The sequence below is a fragment of the Streptomyces sp. SudanB182_2057 genome, assembly GCF_964272715.1.
GTDB lineage: Bacteria > Actinomycetota > Actinomycetes > Streptomycetales > Streptomycetaceae > Streptomyces > Streptomyces rubradiris.
This window is the reverse complement of the sequence record NZ_OZ186798.1, coordinates 660054-675585: the sequence shown is the minus strand read 5'-3', so window position 1 is coordinate 675585 and position 15532 is coordinate 660054. Positions and strand designations below refer to the sequence as shown.

Genomic DNA, 15532 nt, shown 5'->3' with positions numbered 1-15532 from the left:
ATGCTCCCGGGGCGAGTCGGGATCGATCTGGTCCCCTTCGCCCGGGTGAGCCGGCTCCTGACGCCGGAGGCGGAGCCCGTCCTCCCCCGCATGCTCTCGGAGGAGGAACTCGGGCTCTGCGTCACGGAGACCGGGCCGGACATTCCGGGAATCGCCGGACGGCTGGCCGCCAAGGAGGCCGTCTTCAAACTGTTCCACGCGGCCGGGCAGCCCATGCCGTGGCTCGGCATCGAAATCCTGAAGGAACACGGGGGGCGGCCCGTGGTGAGGCTGAGCGGCCGCGCCGCACGACTGGCACGGGACGCCCGTGTCGGGCACATCGAAGTGAGCATCGCGCACGACGATCCCTTCGCCGTGGCGGTCGCATTCTGCGACACGGCCACGGAAAGGGAAGCACACCAACTCGAATCGGCTTGAACGACTGAGGAGTTGAAATGGCTTCCGCAGGCATCGAGGAAATACGTTCGTGGATCCTGAGCCGGCACCCGGAGCGGGACGACGTCGCGCCGGACGAGAACCTCATCGAGAGCCGCCTGGTCGACTCGCTGTCCTTCGTCGAACTCGTCTACGCCATCGAGGGCGCCAGTGGCGTCGAGATCGACTTCGACAACATCGACATCAGCGATTTCCAGACCCTCTCCTCCATCGAGAAGGCATTTTTCGCGGCGGTCTGACTTCTTACGGAGGTAAGGGACGTGGAAGCTGTTTCGTATACGGCCCAGTGGACGGCGGCCGCTCGCGCCCTGGAGTCGGAGCGCACCGGGGACGCCATGTTCGAGGACCCGTTCGCCCGCGCACTCGCGGCGCCGCGCGGCTTCGAACTGCTCGACAAGTACGGCGGTGGCGGCCTGATCCCGTTCATCGCGATCCGCACCAGGTACTTCGACGACAGCGTCGACACCGTGCTGCGGGACGCCGGCATCAGGCAGGTGGTCCTCGTGGCCGCCGGAATGGACACCCGGGCGTTCCGCCTGACGTGGCCGGCGGGCACGACGGTGTACGAGATCGACCACCAGGCCCTGATGGAGGAGAAGCGCGCCCGCCTCGCCCGGCTGGGCGCCGAGGCCGCCGTCGAGCGCGTGGAGGTGAAGGCCGACCTCGCCCGGGACTGGCTGCCCGCGCTGAAGCAGGCCGGCTTCGACCCGGCCAAGCCGACGCTGTGGATCGCCGAGGGACTGATGTTCTTCCTCACCGAGGAACAGGTCGTCCACCTGCTGCGCACCCTGGGCTCGGCCTCCGCCCCCGGCAGCTGGCTGGCCGTGGACTTCGTCAGCAAGGCGCTGCTGCGCAGCCCGTTCTCCCAGTCGTTCCTGAAGGGGCTGAAGGAGGACGGCACACCGTGGTTGTTCGGGACCGACGAACCGGAGGACTTCCTGGCCGCCTCGGGCTGGAAGGTACGGGATCTGCGTGAGCCCGGCGACCCCGGCGCCGGCGAGGGCCGCTGGCCGTACGAGGTGCAGCCGCGCGACCGCCGCGGCGTGGCCCGCAGCTGGCTCGTCCGGGCCGAGTACGCGGGCAGCTGAGGAGGCCGGGTGAGCACCGCGACGACGCTGGAGAGGATCGAGTCGTTCCTCCCCGAACGCAGCGTCCGGATCGACGACGTGGCCGAGAGCCTCGGGCTCAGACGCGCCGAGGTGGGCGTCTTCCGCAAGATCTACGGGCTGGACCGGCTCCGCTTCGACCCGGACACCGGCCTGTTCGACCTGGTGCTCCCGGCGGCGCGGCGCGCGCTGGCGGCACTTCCCGAGGGGCGCAGGGTCGAGTACGTCATCTACGCGCACACCGTGCAGGCCGTCGCCCCGCCGGACGTCGACACCGCCGCGACGATCCGCGAGGGCCTGGGGCTGCACGACGCGGAGGCCTTCGCGCTGACCCACCAGGCGTGCGTCAGCAGCCTGGGCGCCATCGACCTGGCGGGCGAACTGCTGCGCGCCGAGGCCCCCGAGGGTGCGTACGCGCTGATGGTCACCGGCGAGCGGGCGTACTCGCCGAAGGTGCAGCTCATCCCCAACAGCGCCATCATGGCCGACGCGGCGGCCGCCTGCCTGGTGACCGTGGGCGGCCCCGGCGACGAGGTGCTGTCCTTCGTGACCCGCACGCTCGGCGAGTACGCCGCCGGCCTGGAGATGACGAAGGAGGAGACACAGGGGTTCGGGCAGGTCTACGGCACCGTGCTCGGCGAGGTGATCAACGAGGCCGTGGACGCGGCGGGACTCTCCTTCGACGACGTCGACCTGGTGGTCCCGCACAACGTGAACATGGTCTCCTGGCGCCAGACCATCAAGGAGATGGGAGCCGATCCGGAGCGGTTCTTCCTGGACAACGTCCCGCACTACAGCCACACCTACGCCTCCGACGTCTTCGTGAACTACACGACGCTGCGCGACCAGGACCGCCTGGCCGACGGCCGGTACTACGTGCTGGTCTCCGTCGGCCTCGGCGCCACCTTCGGCGCCATGGTGATCAGGCACAGGAAGCGGTGAACGCCATGTCCTTCGACGACGGTTACACCGCGGGCCTGAAAGAGGCGCTCACCGGTGACCGGGACGCCCGGTTCGTATGGCTGTGCAACTTCGAGGTGGAGAACCAGTGGGCGCGCTCCTACACCGGCCTCCCGGCGGCGCGGGGCTCGGCCACGGCCGCCACCGTGCAGCGCATGGAGGAACTGGGCGCCCTCCTGGCCGAGCCCACCGACTACCTGCTCCTGGACCGCCCGCTGGACGACGGCTACCGGAGCTACGCCGAGAAGACGGGCCTGGGAGCCCCCACCGAGCTGGTCACCGCCGCGCCCGCGGCGGCCGGCGGCACCGGCGCGGCCGTGCTGGACTCCCCGGAACTCCTGGAGCGGCTGCGCCGGATCGCCCGGGACGGCGCCTACCTGATGCCCATGGGCAACTCCGTGCAGGAGGAGCGCATCGGCGAGCTGACCGGGCTGCGCCCCGCGGTGCCCGACGCCGCCACCTACGAACGCGTCAACAGCAAGATCTACAGCCGGCGCGTGGCCGAGGAGCTGGGGCTGCGCACCATCCCCGGCCACTGCTGCGAGACGGTGGGGCAGCTGCGGCACGCCCTCGACCGGCAACTCGGCGACGACCGGCCGGTGATCGTCAAGGACGCCTACGGGGTCTCGGGCAAGGGCCTGCTGGTCCTGGACAGCCGCAGGAAGGCCGACCGGCTGCTGCGCATGGTCGAGCGCAGGGCCGCGAGCCGCGGTGACGACGCGCTGCACGTCGTCGTGGAGGCGTTCCTGCCCAAACGCTTCGACCTCAACTACCAGTTCACCGTCGACCGGCGCGGGCGGGTCCGCCTGGACTTCGTCAAGCAGGCCCTCACGTCCGGTGGTGTGCACCTCGGCCACGTCATGCCCGCCGACCTCACCCCGGCCCAGCAGGACGAACTGGCGACCGCCGCCGTGGCACTGGGCCGGCGCCTGTACGCGGACGGTTTCTTCGGCGTCGTCGGCGTGGACGCCCTGCTGGGGGCAGACGACCTGGTCTACCCGGTCCTGGAGATCAACGCCCGGCTGAACATGTCCAGTTACCAGGGACGGGTCACCGAGCGCTTCGGCCGCCCCGGGGGAGCCGCACTGGCCAGGCACTACCCGCTGCGGCTCGCCGGGCCTCTGCCGTTCGAGGCGGTCACCGACGCGCTCGGCCCCCTCGCCGAACCGCCGCACGACGGGGACGGACTCGTCATCACCTGCTTCGGGACGGTCAACGCCCAGGCCGGCGACGCGCTCGCCGGCGAACCGACCACGCCGGCGCCCCAGTTCAACGGCCGGCTCTACACCATGCTGTTCGCCGGGGACCGCGAGGGACTCGACGCGCTGGACCGCCGGGTCGAGGCCGCGCTCGACCGACTGAACACAGCCGGGAGGACGCCATGAGCAGTCGGGAACTCCACGTACAGGGCATACCGGTGTCACGGATCGCGGAGGAGTTCGGCACCCCGCTGTTCCTCTACGACGCCGACGTACTGCACTCCGTCTACACCTCGCTGAGGGAGCGGCTGCACCCCGCCGTCGACATCTTCTACTCCCTCAAGGCCAACCCGAACGTCAGCGTGTGCGGCTACCTCGCCTCGCTGGGCGCCGGGGCCGAGATCTCCTCGATGGTCGAGCTGATGACGGTGCGGCGGGCCGGCATCGCACCTGAGAACGTCATCTTCCTGGGACCGGGCAAGACCCGCGCCGAACTGGAGGCGTGCGTCACCGCCGGCATCCACGCGGTGGTGTGCGAGTCACTGGAGGAGGTCACGCTCCTGGAGGAGATCGCCGGCGAGCTGGGGCGCGACGACGTCACGGTGCTGCTGCGCATCAACCCCGACTTCCACACCAAGGGGTCCGGCCTGGCCATGGGCGGCAAGCCGCGGCAGTTCGGCATCGACGCCGACACGCTGCGCCGTTCCCGGGAGCTGATCTCCGCACTGCGCCGGGTGCGGGTGCGCGGCTTCCACGCGTACATGGGGACGCGCTTCCTGAACGCCGACGACCTCGTGCACAACACCCGCGAGATCCTCGCCCTGGCGGCCGAGCTGTCGGACCGGCTGGGCATCGTCCCCGAGACCGTGGACTTCGGCGGCGGATTCGGCGTCGCCTACTTCGACAACGAGAAGAGCCTCGACATCGAGACCACGGTCGCCGGCATCAACGAGGCCGTCGCCTCCTTCACGGCCAAGTACCCCCGCTGCCGCCTGATCAACGAGCTGGGGCGCTACCTCGTCGCGGCCTGCGGCACCTACGTGGTGCGCGCGCTGTACGTCAAGGAGTCCATGGGCGAGCAGTTCGTCATCGCCGACGGAGGCACCAACCACCACATGGCCGCCGTGGGCATCGGCAGCTTCGTCAAGCGCAACTTCCCGATCCGGTCGCTGAGCCGCCACGGCGACGAGGCCGCGGGCACCTACACGGTCACCGGGCCGCTGTGCACCCCCAACGACGTCATCGGCAAGAAGGTCCAGCTGCCGCGGGTCGAGCCCGGCGACCTGATCGGCGTCGAACTCTCCGGCGCCTACGGACCGACCGCCTCACCCGGGCTCTTCCTCAGCCACGGGTTCCCCGCGGAGGTCCTGGTGCACGACGGGCGAGCCCACCTCGTCCGCGAACGGGACCGCAAGGAGGACCTGCTCGACAAGCAGCGCATCGTGGACTTCACCCGCCACTGAAGGAACCCGGCACCCGAAGGAGAACATCGGCAATGGAACGTCACGACGTGGTCGTAGCCGTGGAGAAGGCGCTCAGCGAGGTTCTGGAGCAGCCCGTCACCGGCCTGACCGAGGACGTCCGGCTCTTCGACGACCTGCACCTGGACTCCACCTCGGTCCTGGAGATGCTGATGGCGCTGGAGGACGCCATCGACGTGTCCGTGGACCCGGAGAACCTCGACATGGACGACTTCAAATCGGTCGGCACCCTCACCGACTACGTGCTGTCCCAGCAGACCACCAGCGGAGTATGAGGCGGATCGCGCATGCCGGCCCTCCTTGCGGCCTGCGGGGTGGTGGCACCGCCCCGCAGGTCCCCCGAACCGACCCTGTCGAACCTCTCCTACTACCGTGACCTGGTCGAGCCCTTCGGCCTGGAAGTGGACGAGACGCTGCTGCGCTCCGCGCCCCACGTCAGCCACAGCGACCTGGTCGACCGGCTGATGGCCGCCTCCGGCCTCCGCGACAGCGAGCCCGACCTGGTGATCGTGGCCCACGCCCTGCCGGACATCACCCCGTTCACCGCCATGGCTCCCTACCTGGACAGGCTGCTGGGCGGCCGGGCCGTCAACTTCGGCATCCACCAGCAGGGACTGGCCGCGCCGTTCACCGCGCTGCGCGCCGTCTCCGCCTTCCAGCGGGCGGGCCGCTCCCGGCGGGCCGTGCTCGCAGTCCTGGAACAGACCACCCTGCCCACCCGGTTCCCCCTGGTCCACGACAACCACCTGGTCGACTCCGGGGTCCTGCTGGTCCTCGGCACCGAAGGCGGGCCGCGGATCGCCCGGGTGGAGTCCGTCGCGGCGGCCGAGCCCGCCGCCACCCGGCTCGGCGAGCTGACCGCGAAAGACCCCGAGGGCACGCTGCTGGTCACCGGCCCCTGGCTGGACCGCGACGCGGTCGGCCGGGACGTCCCCTCCTTCCACTGCAACCCGGGCACGTACTGCACCAGCGTCTGGCTGGCGCTGGCCCGGCACTGGACCGACTGGCGGGAGCGCTACGGCACGGTGCTGCTGTGCGACACCGACCCCGTCTCCGGCGGCACCCACATCGCGGTACTGCACTCGGATCCGGCCCGGGACGCGGCGCGGGAGGAGCGATGACGACGACGGACACCACGCTCCCCGCCCCGGTCACACGGTGGCTGGAGGCGTTCGCCGGGGAACTGGACGACTGCCACGAACAGGCCGCGCCGGGCGGCACGGTGCCCTCCCCGGCCGGCTGGACCATCGCCTCCGCACAGCGCCTGCCCGCGGGCACCGCAGTCCCCGGCACTTCGGGCACCCTCGCCGCCGTACGCGACGAACCGCCGGCCGACGACCGGGCGGCGGAGGTCTTCCGCGACGCGCTGGTGCGGCTGCACTGGCGGCTGCTGCGCGACGTCCTCGACGGCGCCGTCAGCCGCCTCGACGGGCGCACCTCGGAAGGCGCCCCGCTGCTCGGCCGGCAGCTCGTACGGGGCACGATCGCCGACGTGGCCCTGGCCCTGTCCGAGACCCGGGACCTCCTCGACCTGCCCCGGCCCACCGCCGAGCGCCGCCGCCGCATCCACCGGGAGCTGGTCGCCGCCGGCCGCACCGCGCTCGGGCTGTACGGCGCGAGCAGCTTCGCGGCCGAGGGGCCGGGCCGGCTCCTCCTCGCGGCCGAACTGCTCGGCAACACCTACCTGCACCCAGGAGAGCCCGAGGAGGGAGCCGGCCGTGACTGAGCCCCCGCTGCCCCGCCGGACGGAAGTGCTGCGCTCCCACGTCAGGGACGCGGCCGCGGAACTGCGGGACGCCGGCATGGAGATCGACCGCGACCCCACGGCCATCGACCGGTGGCTCCACCTCCCCGCGGCCGGCCTCATGCGCCTGTCCACCATCCCCGTGGAGTACCTGGACGCTCCGCTGCGCATCGGCGAGCACACCTACGACATGCGCTCCTGCCTGGAGCACACCGTCACCATCGAGGAACTGAGCTACGGCGACGCCGGCTTCATGCTCGCCTGCCCCGGCCCCCTGATGTCCGGGGTCGCGGTGGACGCGCTCGGCGACGACAAACAGCGGCACGCCTACTACGAGCGGCTCAGCCGCCCCGAGGCCACCTGGACGTTCTTCGGCCTCACCGAACCCGCGAAGGGGTCCGCGGCCACCGAGCTGGAGACCGCCCTCACCCCCGACGGGGACGGCTTCCGGCTCAGCGGAGCCAAGCGCTATGTGGGCAACGCCGCCTTCGCCGGGCTGGGCGTGGTGTTCTGCCGCCGGGCGCCCGGACCGCTGGGCATCGAGGCCGTGCTCGTCGACACCCGGGACCCCGGCTTCCGGGCCGAGCTGATCCCGACCGTCGGGATGCGCGGCGCGCGCATCTCCGCCATCACGCTCGACGGCGTACGGATCGAACGGGAGCAGGTCCTCGGCTACGACACGCTCAGGCCCAGCCGCCGCGGACTGGTGGGCGCCATCCGCACCCTCCAGCGCTTCCGCCCGGTCCTCGCCGGCACCGCCCTGGGCCTGACCCGCGCCGTCCTGGACCACGTCCGCCGCGAACGGCCGGCCCTCGCCGGAACGGCCCGCGACCGGCTGGAGGACCTGCGGGACCGGCTGGAGGCCACCCGGCGGCAGAACTACGACATCGCGTCCGCGATCGACGCGGGGAAGGTGCGCTCCGACCGCATCGCGGGCGTCAAGACACGCGCCGCCGAACTGGCCGAACGCGCCACACTCGCCGCCGCCGACCTCCTCGGCCCCGCCTCCCTCCTGGAGGACCCGTGGCTCGGCAAGCTGTACCGCGACGCGCGGGCCTTCGAGTTCATGGAGGGCACCGGCCACATCCAGCGGCTGGCGGTCTTCCAGGGCGTGGCCAAGCACACTTTCCTCGCATGACCCCGGCCCCCGCACCGGGGCCGGGGAGGGAGACAGGGAGCGAGCCATGTGGATCGGCATCGACGTCATGACCGAGGACGAACTCGGCGACCTGCTCGGCCGGCCCTGGTTCCGCCGTTATGTCTACGACGCCGACGAACTGGCCCTCGCGGACTCCTTCGGCGCCGAGCGCGCCCGGGAGTTCCTCACCGGCCGCTTCGCCGGCAAGGAGGCCGCGCTCAAGGTCATCGGCACCGGCGTCGGGGCGGGCGTGACCCCCCGTCAGGTGGCCATCCTGCGCGCGGAGGACGGGGCCCCCGTGGTACGGCTGTCGGGGACCGCCGCCCGCCGCGCGCGGGAACGGGGCATCGGCGCCCTCAACCTGTCCATCACGCACAAGAAGGGCTTCGTCGTCGCCGCGGCGATCGGGGTGCCCGCCGGGTGCGGGCACGACCGCGACCGCCCGGACGACTGACCCCGCCCCGTCTCCTCCCGCCCGCCGTGCCCGTATCCGCCGCCGGTGCGCCCCGCACACCGGCCCACCCCTCACAGGGAGCGATGTGTCCCGCCGTCTGTTCACCTCCGAGTCCGTGACCGAGGGCCATCCCGACAAGATCGCCGACCAGATCAGTGACACCATTCTCGACGCGCTGCTGGAGCAGGACCCCTCCTCCCGGGTCGCGGTGGAGACGCTGATCACCACCGGCCTGGTGCACGTGGCCGGGGAGGTCACCACCGCCGCGTACGCGGACATCCCCGCGCTGGTGCGGGGCAGGATCCTCGACATCGGCTACGACTCCTCCAAGAAGGGCTTCGACGGCGCCTCGTGCGGGGTGTCGGTGTCCATCGGCGCGCAGTCCGCCGACATCGCCCAGGGAGTGGACACCGCCTACGAGCGGCGGGTGGAGGGGGACGCCGACGAACTGGACCGGCAGGGCGCCGGTGACCAGGGGCTGATGTTCGGCTACGCCTGCGACGAGACCCCCGAGCTGATGCCGCTGCCGATCCATCTGGCCCACCGGCTGTCACGGCGGCTGAGCGAGGTGCGCAAGAACGGGACCATCCCCTATCTGCGCCCGGACGGCAAGACCCAGGTCACCATCGAGTACCAGGGCGACAAGGCCGTCCGGCTGGACACGGTGGTGGTCTCCTCCCAGCACGCCTCGGACATCGACCTGGACGCGCTGCTGACACCCGACATCCGCGAGTTCGTGGTGGAACGGGTGCTGGGCGAGCTGCCGGCCGACGGCATCAAGCTGGACACCGAGGGCTACCGGCTGCTGGTCAACCCGACGGGGCGGTTCGAGACCGGTGGTCCCATGGGGGACGCCGGCCTGACCGGCCGGAAGATCATCATCGACACCTACGGCGGGATGGCCCGGCACGGCGGCGGCGCGTTCTCGGGCAAGGACCCGTCCAAGGTGGACCGGTCGGCGGCGTACGCGATGCGGTGGGTGGCCAAGAACGTGGTGGCCGCCGGGCTGGCGACCCGGTGCGAGGTGCAGGTGGCGTACGCGATCGGCAAGGCCGAGCCGGTGGGCCTGTTCGTGGAGACCTTCGGCACCCACACCGTGGACACGGGACGGATCGAGCGGGCCATCGGCGAGGTCTTCGACCTGCGGCCCGCCGCCATCATCCGCGACCTGGACCTGCTGCGCCCGATCTACGCCCAGACCGCCGCCTACGGTCACTTCGGCCGGGAACTGCCCGGCTTCACCTGGGAACGCACCGACCGCACCGACGCCCTCCGCGCCGCCGCCGGCCTGGACTGACCCCCGACGGACCGTCCGAGGACCGCCGCGCGGACGGTCCGAACCGCCCCCCGGCGCGCATGCGCCCGGGCGGGCCGAAGGAGGAAGCACCGTGCGTATCGCCGTGACCGGATCCATCGCCACCGACCATCTGATGGTCTACCCGGGCCGGTTCGCCGACCAGCTCGTCGACGGCCACCTGGAACGGGTCTCGCTCTCCTTCCTGGCGGACACCCTGGAGATCAGACGCGGGGGAGTGGCCGCGAACATCGCCCTGGCGCTGGGGCGCCTGGGCCTGCGCCCGCTGCTCGCGGGGGCCGTGGGCACCGACTTCGCCGAGTACCGCCGGTGGCTGGAGGACAACGGCGTGGACACCCGGCTCGTCCACGTGAGCGACACCCTGCACACCGCCCGCTTCGTGTGCACGACGGACACCGACCAGAACCAGATCGCCACCTTCTACGCGGGAGCCATGGCGCAGGCCCGCGTGATCCGGCTGGAGCCGGCCGCCCGGCACCCCGGCGGGCTGGACCTGGTGGTGGTGGGACCCAACGACCCCGAGGCGATGCTCCGCCACACCGACGAGTGCCGCGCGCTCGGCGTCCCGTTCGCCGCCGACCCCTCCCAGCAACTCGCCCGCGTCGGCGCCGAGGAGGCCAGGCGGCTGATCGACGGCGCCCGCTACCTGTTCACCAACGAGTACGAGGCCGCCCTGCTCCGGCAGCGGACCGGCTGGACGCACGAGGAGATCCTGGACCGCGTGGGGACCTGGATCGTCACGGCAGGCGCCGACGGCGTGACCGTCGCCGGGAAGGGAGGGCAGCGGCTCGCGGTCCGGGCCGTGCCGACGGACCGCGCCCAGGATCCCACCGGTGTCGGCGACGCCTTCCGGGCCGGCTTCCTGGCCGGTGTGGCCTGGGACTGGCCGCCGGAGCGCTCGGCCCAGCTCGGCTGCGCGCTGGCCACCGTCGTCCTGGAGTCGGTCGGCACGCAGGAGTACAAGCTCTCCGCGGCCGACCTGGCGATCAGGATCGAGGAGGCCTACGGCAGGACCGCGGCGGCCCGGATCCGTACGCGCCTGTCGGAGGTGCTCTGACGGCCCGGGGCCCGGTGCGGGGTGACGCCCCGCACCGGGCCCCGTCCGGGACGCGCCACGGCCCGCGGGCCGCCGTCAGCCGCCGCCGAGGGTGCCGATCAGGCCGGCGCTCGCGGCCGCCGCGCCGGCCTGGAAGCGGCTCTCCGCCCCCAAATCCTCCATGATCGCCGCGATATGGCGCCGCAGGGTGCGCGAGGAGATGCCCACCCGGCGGGCGATGACATCGTCCTTGAGACCGCAGGCGAGCATCTTCAGGATGGCGTTGCGGACGTTGTTGAGCGAGGTGCCGTTGGAGGCGCTGCCGTCGAAGACGCAGGCCGGCTGCCAGGTGTTCCGGTAGATGCCGGACAGCACCTTCACGATCGTCGGTTCGTAGACGACGGTGACCGCGGAGGTTCCCCCGTCGGAGGAGTCGGTGGGCAGGAACGCCGTCTCCTGGTCGACGATGATGACGAAGTGCTGGACCTCGTCCGACGTGCGCACCTCCGCCCCCGAGTCCAGGTTCTGCTGGAGGGTCGCCCGGAAACTGGGGTGGGACCTGGCCGAGTGGGGGTAGAGCGTGCGCAGCCGCACCCCGCGCCGTACCGCTTCGTAGGACAGCCGGAGGGTGTCCTTCAGGATCTGCGTCTCGTAGCTGCACACGGGCCACATCGTGAGGATCTCCCCCGTGGACTGGCGGATCGCGTCCGTCAGCCTCGGGGAGATCTCGCGCTGGTTCTCCAGCGTCGCCACCAGCCGGCTCGTCCGCTGGGTGCGCTGGTGCCGCTTGAACGACTTGGAGAAACGTTCCAGCTGGTGGTGGATGGCGACCAGTTCGCGCCGTTTCTCGTGTATGGCGGACTCGAGGGGCAGGACGAGTTCCGTCTCGGCGGCGTCGGGGTCGGCCGCCAGGAAGGTGTCCTGCTCCTTGCAGTGCCTGACGAGTCTGAGGCGCAGCAGTTCGCGCATCGCCCGGTCGACGGCGGCGCCCGGTACCCCGAGCGCCGTGGCGATCTCCGTCGTGGTCGCCGCGTGGTACGACAGGACGTGGTCGTACACCCCGAGGAGCAGGTCCTCGCCGACGTCCTGGCCGCGCGCCGTCGGCTCGTGACGGGTTCTCTCGTTGTCCTCGGCCGACAGCTCGGATAATTCCGCGTACGCGAGCATGTTCTCCACTGCGCTCACCATCCCGAGTCAGACGGTCAAAGAGGTTCGTTGCGGAGGATCCCGGTGATCTCCTCGGCGACCTCCGCTACCTTTTCGTTCAGGAAGAAATGGCCACCGGAGAAGCGCTTGATCCGGAAACCCGCGGAGGTGTGCCGCGCCCATCCCTGTTCCCCGCCGCCGGTCAGATACGGATCCGCGTCGGCATACAGGAAGGATATGGGGCAGCCGACCGACGAATTTTCGGGGGCGAGGTAGGTCGAATTGGCGTGATAGTCGTTCTTCACGACCGTCAGAATCGGCTCCAGGAACTTCTCTTTCTCGAAGAACCTGGGCGGAATGCCGCCCAGCTCCTTGAGTTCGGCGATGATCTCCTGGTCGTCGCTCGGCGTGTGGCTGCCGAGCCCGTCCGAGGGCGAGCGGCGCCCGGACACGATGAGCTGCCGGGGGGCGGCACCGGCGGCCTCCAGGCGCCGGGTGACCTCGTAGGCCACGACCGAGCCGAAACTGTGGCCGAAGACGGCCACCGGCCTGTCGAGCCAGGGGCGGACCTCGTCGGCTATGCGGTCGGCGAGTGCGCCGACGTCCTTGACCGGCGGCTCGCCGCGGTTGCCCGGGCGGCCCGGGTACTGGACGGAGAGTGCCTCCACGTCTTCGGGCAGGGCCGCGGACAGCGCGTTGTAGGCACTGGCCGAAGCGCCGGCGTAGGGACAGCACACCAGGCGGATCCGGGGGTCTGCCCGGGGCACCGCACTCCGGATCCACTCGCTTCTCTTGTCGAGGGGTTGGACGGCCATGTCACCTTCCGTGTGTCCCCGGTCGGGGGGATCGTACCGGATCGGGCGCAGGAATTGCCTGAGAGTGGCGCACCGCTGGCGGGTTACATTTCATGACACCGTGCCGGTCACGCTACTGACGGCCGCGTCATATGTCAACGGTGTTTCCTGCGGGTATGGGCGATTAGCATGTGGCCGGGCGAAGTTTTTTTGTTGAAACAGAGGAATTCACTGGGAGGCTCTTTCCGATGGCCCACTCCATTCCAGGGAGAGCAACCTCTTTTGAGGAGTGCGGGGCCGCGGGCAAGCCGGTTCGGAATTATCCGTATTCATTCGGAGGCCGGAGGACGGAGGCCGGAGACCGGCGGGAGCGGCACCGGCCGGCCGCGGACGGCGGGCCCGGCCGCTCAGCCGTGCGGCGACGACGGGCGCCGCGGGCAGGGCGGGACCGGGGACGGCCGACATCGTCGACCACCGGCCCGGGCCGACGGCGGGGGCGCGCCGCCGCGCCCCGGTGACGGTCTCGGTGCGGCCCTCGGCGAGGGCGGCGCGGCGCGCCACGGCCACCGCGAGGCCGGTGCCGCCACGGCCGAGGGCGGGCCCGGCCACGGCACTTCGGTGGTCCGCACGGTTTCCGTCATGAGCGCACCCGCACCTCCCGCGATCCCGACCGCCGTAGCGGCTGTCGTCATCCTCCTTCGATGAGCATCGTCACTTTCGATGCTTATCAAACTCAGAAGTATGTGACGGACAGTCAGATCGATGCCGGCGGGTCCACCGGGGCCGCGGCCCGTGCGTGTGCGGTCGGCGCGGTACGGCGGTCAGGACAGCAGCCGCTCCGCCATCTGCCGCGCCCGCCGGAAGGGCTCCACGCTGCGCTCGCTCATCGCGGTGACCACGGCACCGTCCATGAGCAGCGTGAACTGTTCCGCCAGCTCCGGCGCCCCGGAGTGGCCGGCGTCCTCGATCAGCGCGCGCACGTAATCGGCCACCTTGCGCTTGTGCTCGACCGCGAGCAGGTGCACCGTGCTGCCGGGCTCCTTCGCCTTCTCCGCCATGGCGTTGATGAAGGCGCAGCCGCGGAACTCGCTGCTCTCCGCCCCCTCGGCCAGGGCGTCGAAGACGGCCAGGGGGGCGCCGCCGCGGGCCTCCACCCGCTCCCGCAGCCACTGCCTCCAGTGCTCGTCCCGGCGCTGCAGGACCGCGGACACCAGGTCGTCCTTGCCGTCGAAGTGCCGGTAGAGAGAGGCGCGGCCGACGCCGGAGTGGCTCAGGAGGCGCTCCAGGCCCACTCCGTTGATGCCCTCCTCGTAGAAGAGCTCATCGGCTGCCTGCAGGAGGCGGTCACGTGCGCGAGTCGGCATGTGGCCAGCGTAGTCGCCCTTGACGCTAAACGGTACCGACCGATACCGTCCGCCGAGATGGTACCGATCGGTACCGAAATCGAGGAGGGTTCATCGTGAGTAAGTCCGTCCCGGACCGGAAGAGCGGGACGCCTGAGGGGAAGACCGACGAGGGAGGGTCCGCCGCACCCTGGCGGGGAGTCCTCGTCCTGGCATTCGGTGCCTTCGCCATCGGTACGGACGAGTTCGTGCTCGCCGGTGTTCTGCCGGAGTTAAGCGACTCCCTGTCGGTGAGTATCACCACCGCCGGACAGGTGGTCACCGTGTTCGCGCTGACCTGCGCGGTGATGGCGCCGATCCTGGGCACGCTCACCGCCGCCTGGCCGCGCCACAAGGTGCTCAAGCTGTCCGTGCTGGTCTATCTGCTGGGCGTCGTGGCGACCGGTTTCGCACCGTCGTTCCCCGTGGTCCTGGCGGCCCAGGTGGTCGCCGCCGTCGGTGCCGGCCTCTACATCCCGGCGGCCAGCGTCACCGCCTCCGCGCTCATGGGACCCGAACGCCGCGGGCGGGCCATCGCCGCCGTCACCACCGGACTCACCGCCGCCACCGCGCTGGGCGCTCCGATCGGGACCGTGGTGGGCAGCGTCTTCGACTGGCGGGCCACCATGTGGTTCATCGCCCTCCTCACCGTGCTGAGCCTGTTCGGCGTGTTCACCCTCGTGCCGGCGGTGGTCGTAGGGGCGCCGGGCGGCCTGCGCCAGCGCCTCGCGCCGCTCGGCGACCGCCGCGCGGTCGCCGTGCTCGCCGCGACGCTCGTCGCCTTCACCGCGGCGTACATCGTCTACACCTACATGGCCGAGGTGTTCGACCCCGCCACCGGCGGCGACGGCCGGAAACTGGCCATCCTGATGTTCGCCTTCGGCCTGACGGGCATGGTCGGCAACTACTACGCCGGGACGCTGGCCGACCGCTTCGGGGCCCGTGTGGTGGTGGGCGGCTCGATCGTCCTGCTGGCGGTCAGCCTCCTCGTGGTGCCGCTCGCCACCGGCTCGTTCGCCGCGGCGGCCGTCGTCATCGTGGTGTACGGCATGGCGGCCTGGGGCATCACCGCGCCGCAGCAGTCGCGCCTGATCTCCCTCAACCCGGAGTCGGCCCCCCTCCTGATCTCCCTCAACGCCGCGTTCCTCTACCTCGCCATCGCCCTGTCCGGCGTCATCGGCGCGGTGGGCATCAACACCATCGGGGCCCGGAACATCAGCCTGATCGGCGCCGCGGTGGCCGTGCTCGCGCTGGGCTGCTCCGAACTGGGGCACCGGCTCGCCAAGAGCTCGCCGGAGCGCACGGCCAAGGTCGCCGCGTAGCCGACCGACGTGTCATTCAA

17 protein-coding genes are annotated in these 15532 nt (G+C 71.3%); 14 read left to right on the top strand and 3 right to left on the bottom strand.

Going from position 1 to position 15532, the window contains the following annotated elements:
* From ACSURM_RS02685 to ACSURM_RS02625, 13 genes are all read left to right on the top strand, one after another.
* Positions 1-417, top strand: a complete 417-nt coding sequence (locus ACSURM_RS02685; protein WP_436953086.1) for a holo-ACP synthase — start codon at positions 1-3, stop codon at positions 415-417.
* 17 nt (positions 418-434) lie between these two features.
* Positions 435-674, top strand: a complete 240-nt coding sequence (locus tag ACSURM_RS02680) for a phosphopantetheine-binding protein (protein ID WP_359043700.1) — start codon at positions 435-437, stop codon at positions 672-674.
* Between the two features lie 21 nt (positions 675-695).
* Positions 696-1523 carry an SAM-dependent methyltransferase gene (locus ACSURM_RS02675; RefSeq protein WP_436953084.1) on the top strand — a complete coding sequence of 276 codons (828 nt, stop codon included), beginning with the start codon at positions 696-698 and terminating at the stop codon, positions 1521-1523.
* A gap of 9 nt (positions 1524-1532) precedes the next feature.
* Positions 1533-2483 carry a 3-oxoacyl-[acyl-carrier-protein] synthase III C-terminal domain-containing protein gene (locus ACSURM_RS02670; protein WP_436953082.1) on the top strand — a complete coding sequence of 317 codons (951 nt, stop codon included), beginning with the start codon at positions 1533-1535 and terminating at the stop codon, positions 2481-2483.
* A 5-nt stretch (positions 2484-2488) separates the two neighbouring features.
* Positions 2489-3886: an ATP-grasp domain-containing protein gene (locus tag ACSURM_RS02665; RefSeq protein ID WP_436953080.1), complete on the top strand. Its 1398-nt coding sequence runs from the start codon at positions 2489-2491 to the stop codon at positions 3884-3886.
* Complete coding sequence (locus tag ACSURM_RS02660; RefSeq protein WP_436953078.1) at positions 3883-5163, top strand: type III PLP-dependent enzyme; 1281 nt, start codon at positions 3883-3885, stop codon at positions 5161-5163. Before ACSURM_RS02665 ends, ACSURM_RS02660 begins: the two co-directional genes overlap by 4 nt.
* Before the next feature lie 32 nt (positions 5164-5195).
* Complete coding sequence (locus tag ACSURM_RS02655) at positions 5196-5456, top strand: acyl carrier protein (RefSeq protein ID WP_289967203.1); 261 nt, start codon at positions 5196-5198, stop codon at positions 5454-5456.
* A 12-nt stretch (positions 5457-5468) separates the two neighbouring features.
* Positions 5469-6302 carry a hypothetical protein gene (locus tag ACSURM_RS02650; RefSeq protein ID WP_436953076.1) on the top strand — a complete coding sequence of 278 codons (834 nt, stop codon included), beginning with the start codon at positions 5469-5471 and terminating at the stop codon, positions 6300-6302.
* The gene (locus ACSURM_RS02645; protein ID WP_436953074.1) at positions 6299-6907 is read left to right on the top strand and encodes a hypothetical protein; all 609 of its coding nucleotides are present in this window, start codon (positions 6299-6301) and stop codon (positions 6905-6907) included. The genes ACSURM_RS02650 and ACSURM_RS02645 overlap by 4 nt, the downstream gene beginning before the upstream one ends.
* Entirely contained in the window at positions 6900-8063 is a 1164-nt protein-coding gene (locus ACSURM_RS02640; protein ID WP_436953072.1) for an acyl-CoA dehydrogenase family protein, read from the top strand. Before ACSURM_RS02645 ends, ACSURM_RS02640 begins: the two co-directional genes overlap by 8 nt.
* A gap of 46 nt (positions 8064-8109) precedes the next feature.
* Entirely contained in the window at positions 8110-8517 is a 408-nt protein-coding gene (locus ACSURM_RS02635; protein WP_436953070.1) for a holo-ACP synthase, read from the top strand.
* A gap of 85 nt (positions 8518-8602) precedes the next feature.
* Complete coding sequence (gene metK, locus ACSURM_RS02630; protein WP_436953068.1) at positions 8603-9814, top strand: methionine adenosyltransferase; 1212 nt, start codon at positions 8603-8605, stop codon at positions 9812-9814.
* A gap of 91 nt (positions 9815-9905) precedes the next feature.
* The gene (locus ACSURM_RS02625; RefSeq protein WP_436953066.1) at positions 9906-10889 is read left to right on the top strand and encodes a carbohydrate kinase family protein; all 984 of its coding nucleotides are present in this window, start codon (positions 9906-9908) and stop codon (positions 10887-10889) included.
* Positions 10890-10964: 75 nt separating this feature from the next.
* Here ACSURM_RS02625 and ACSURM_RS02620 read toward each other — a convergent pair whose 3' ends face one another.
* The 3 genes from ACSURM_RS02620 to ACSURM_RS02610 form a co-directional block, all read right to left on the bottom strand.
* Positions 10965-12053 carry a LuxR C-terminal-related transcriptional regulator gene (locus ACSURM_RS02620; RefSeq protein WP_436953064.1) on the bottom strand — a complete coding sequence of 363 codons (1089 nt, stop codon included), beginning with the start codon at positions 12051-12053 and terminating at the stop codon, positions 10965-10967.
* A gap of 17 nt (positions 12054-12070) precedes the next feature.
* Positions 12071-12829: a thioesterase II family protein gene (locus ACSURM_RS02615; RefSeq protein ID WP_436953062.1), complete on the bottom strand. Its 759-nt coding sequence runs from the start codon at positions 12827-12829 to the stop codon at positions 12071-12073.
* Positions 12830-13629: 800 nt separating this feature from the next.
* On the bottom strand, positions 13630-14172 hold the full coding sequence (locus ACSURM_RS02610; RefSeq protein WP_436953060.1) for a TetR/AcrR family transcriptional regulator: 543 nt from the start codon (positions 14170-14172) through the stop codon (positions 13630-13632).
* Between the two features lie 95 nt (positions 14173-14267).
* On the opposite strand from ACSURM_RS02610, the gene ACSURM_RS02605 reads away from it, so the two are divergent.
* Positions 14268-15512 (top strand): MFS transporter, encoded by a 1245-nt coding sequence (locus tag ACSURM_RS02605; RefSeq protein WP_436953058.1) that lies wholly within the window; start codon positions 14268-14270, stop codon positions 15510-15512.
* The last annotated feature ends 20 nt before the right edge of the window (positions 15513-15532 follow it).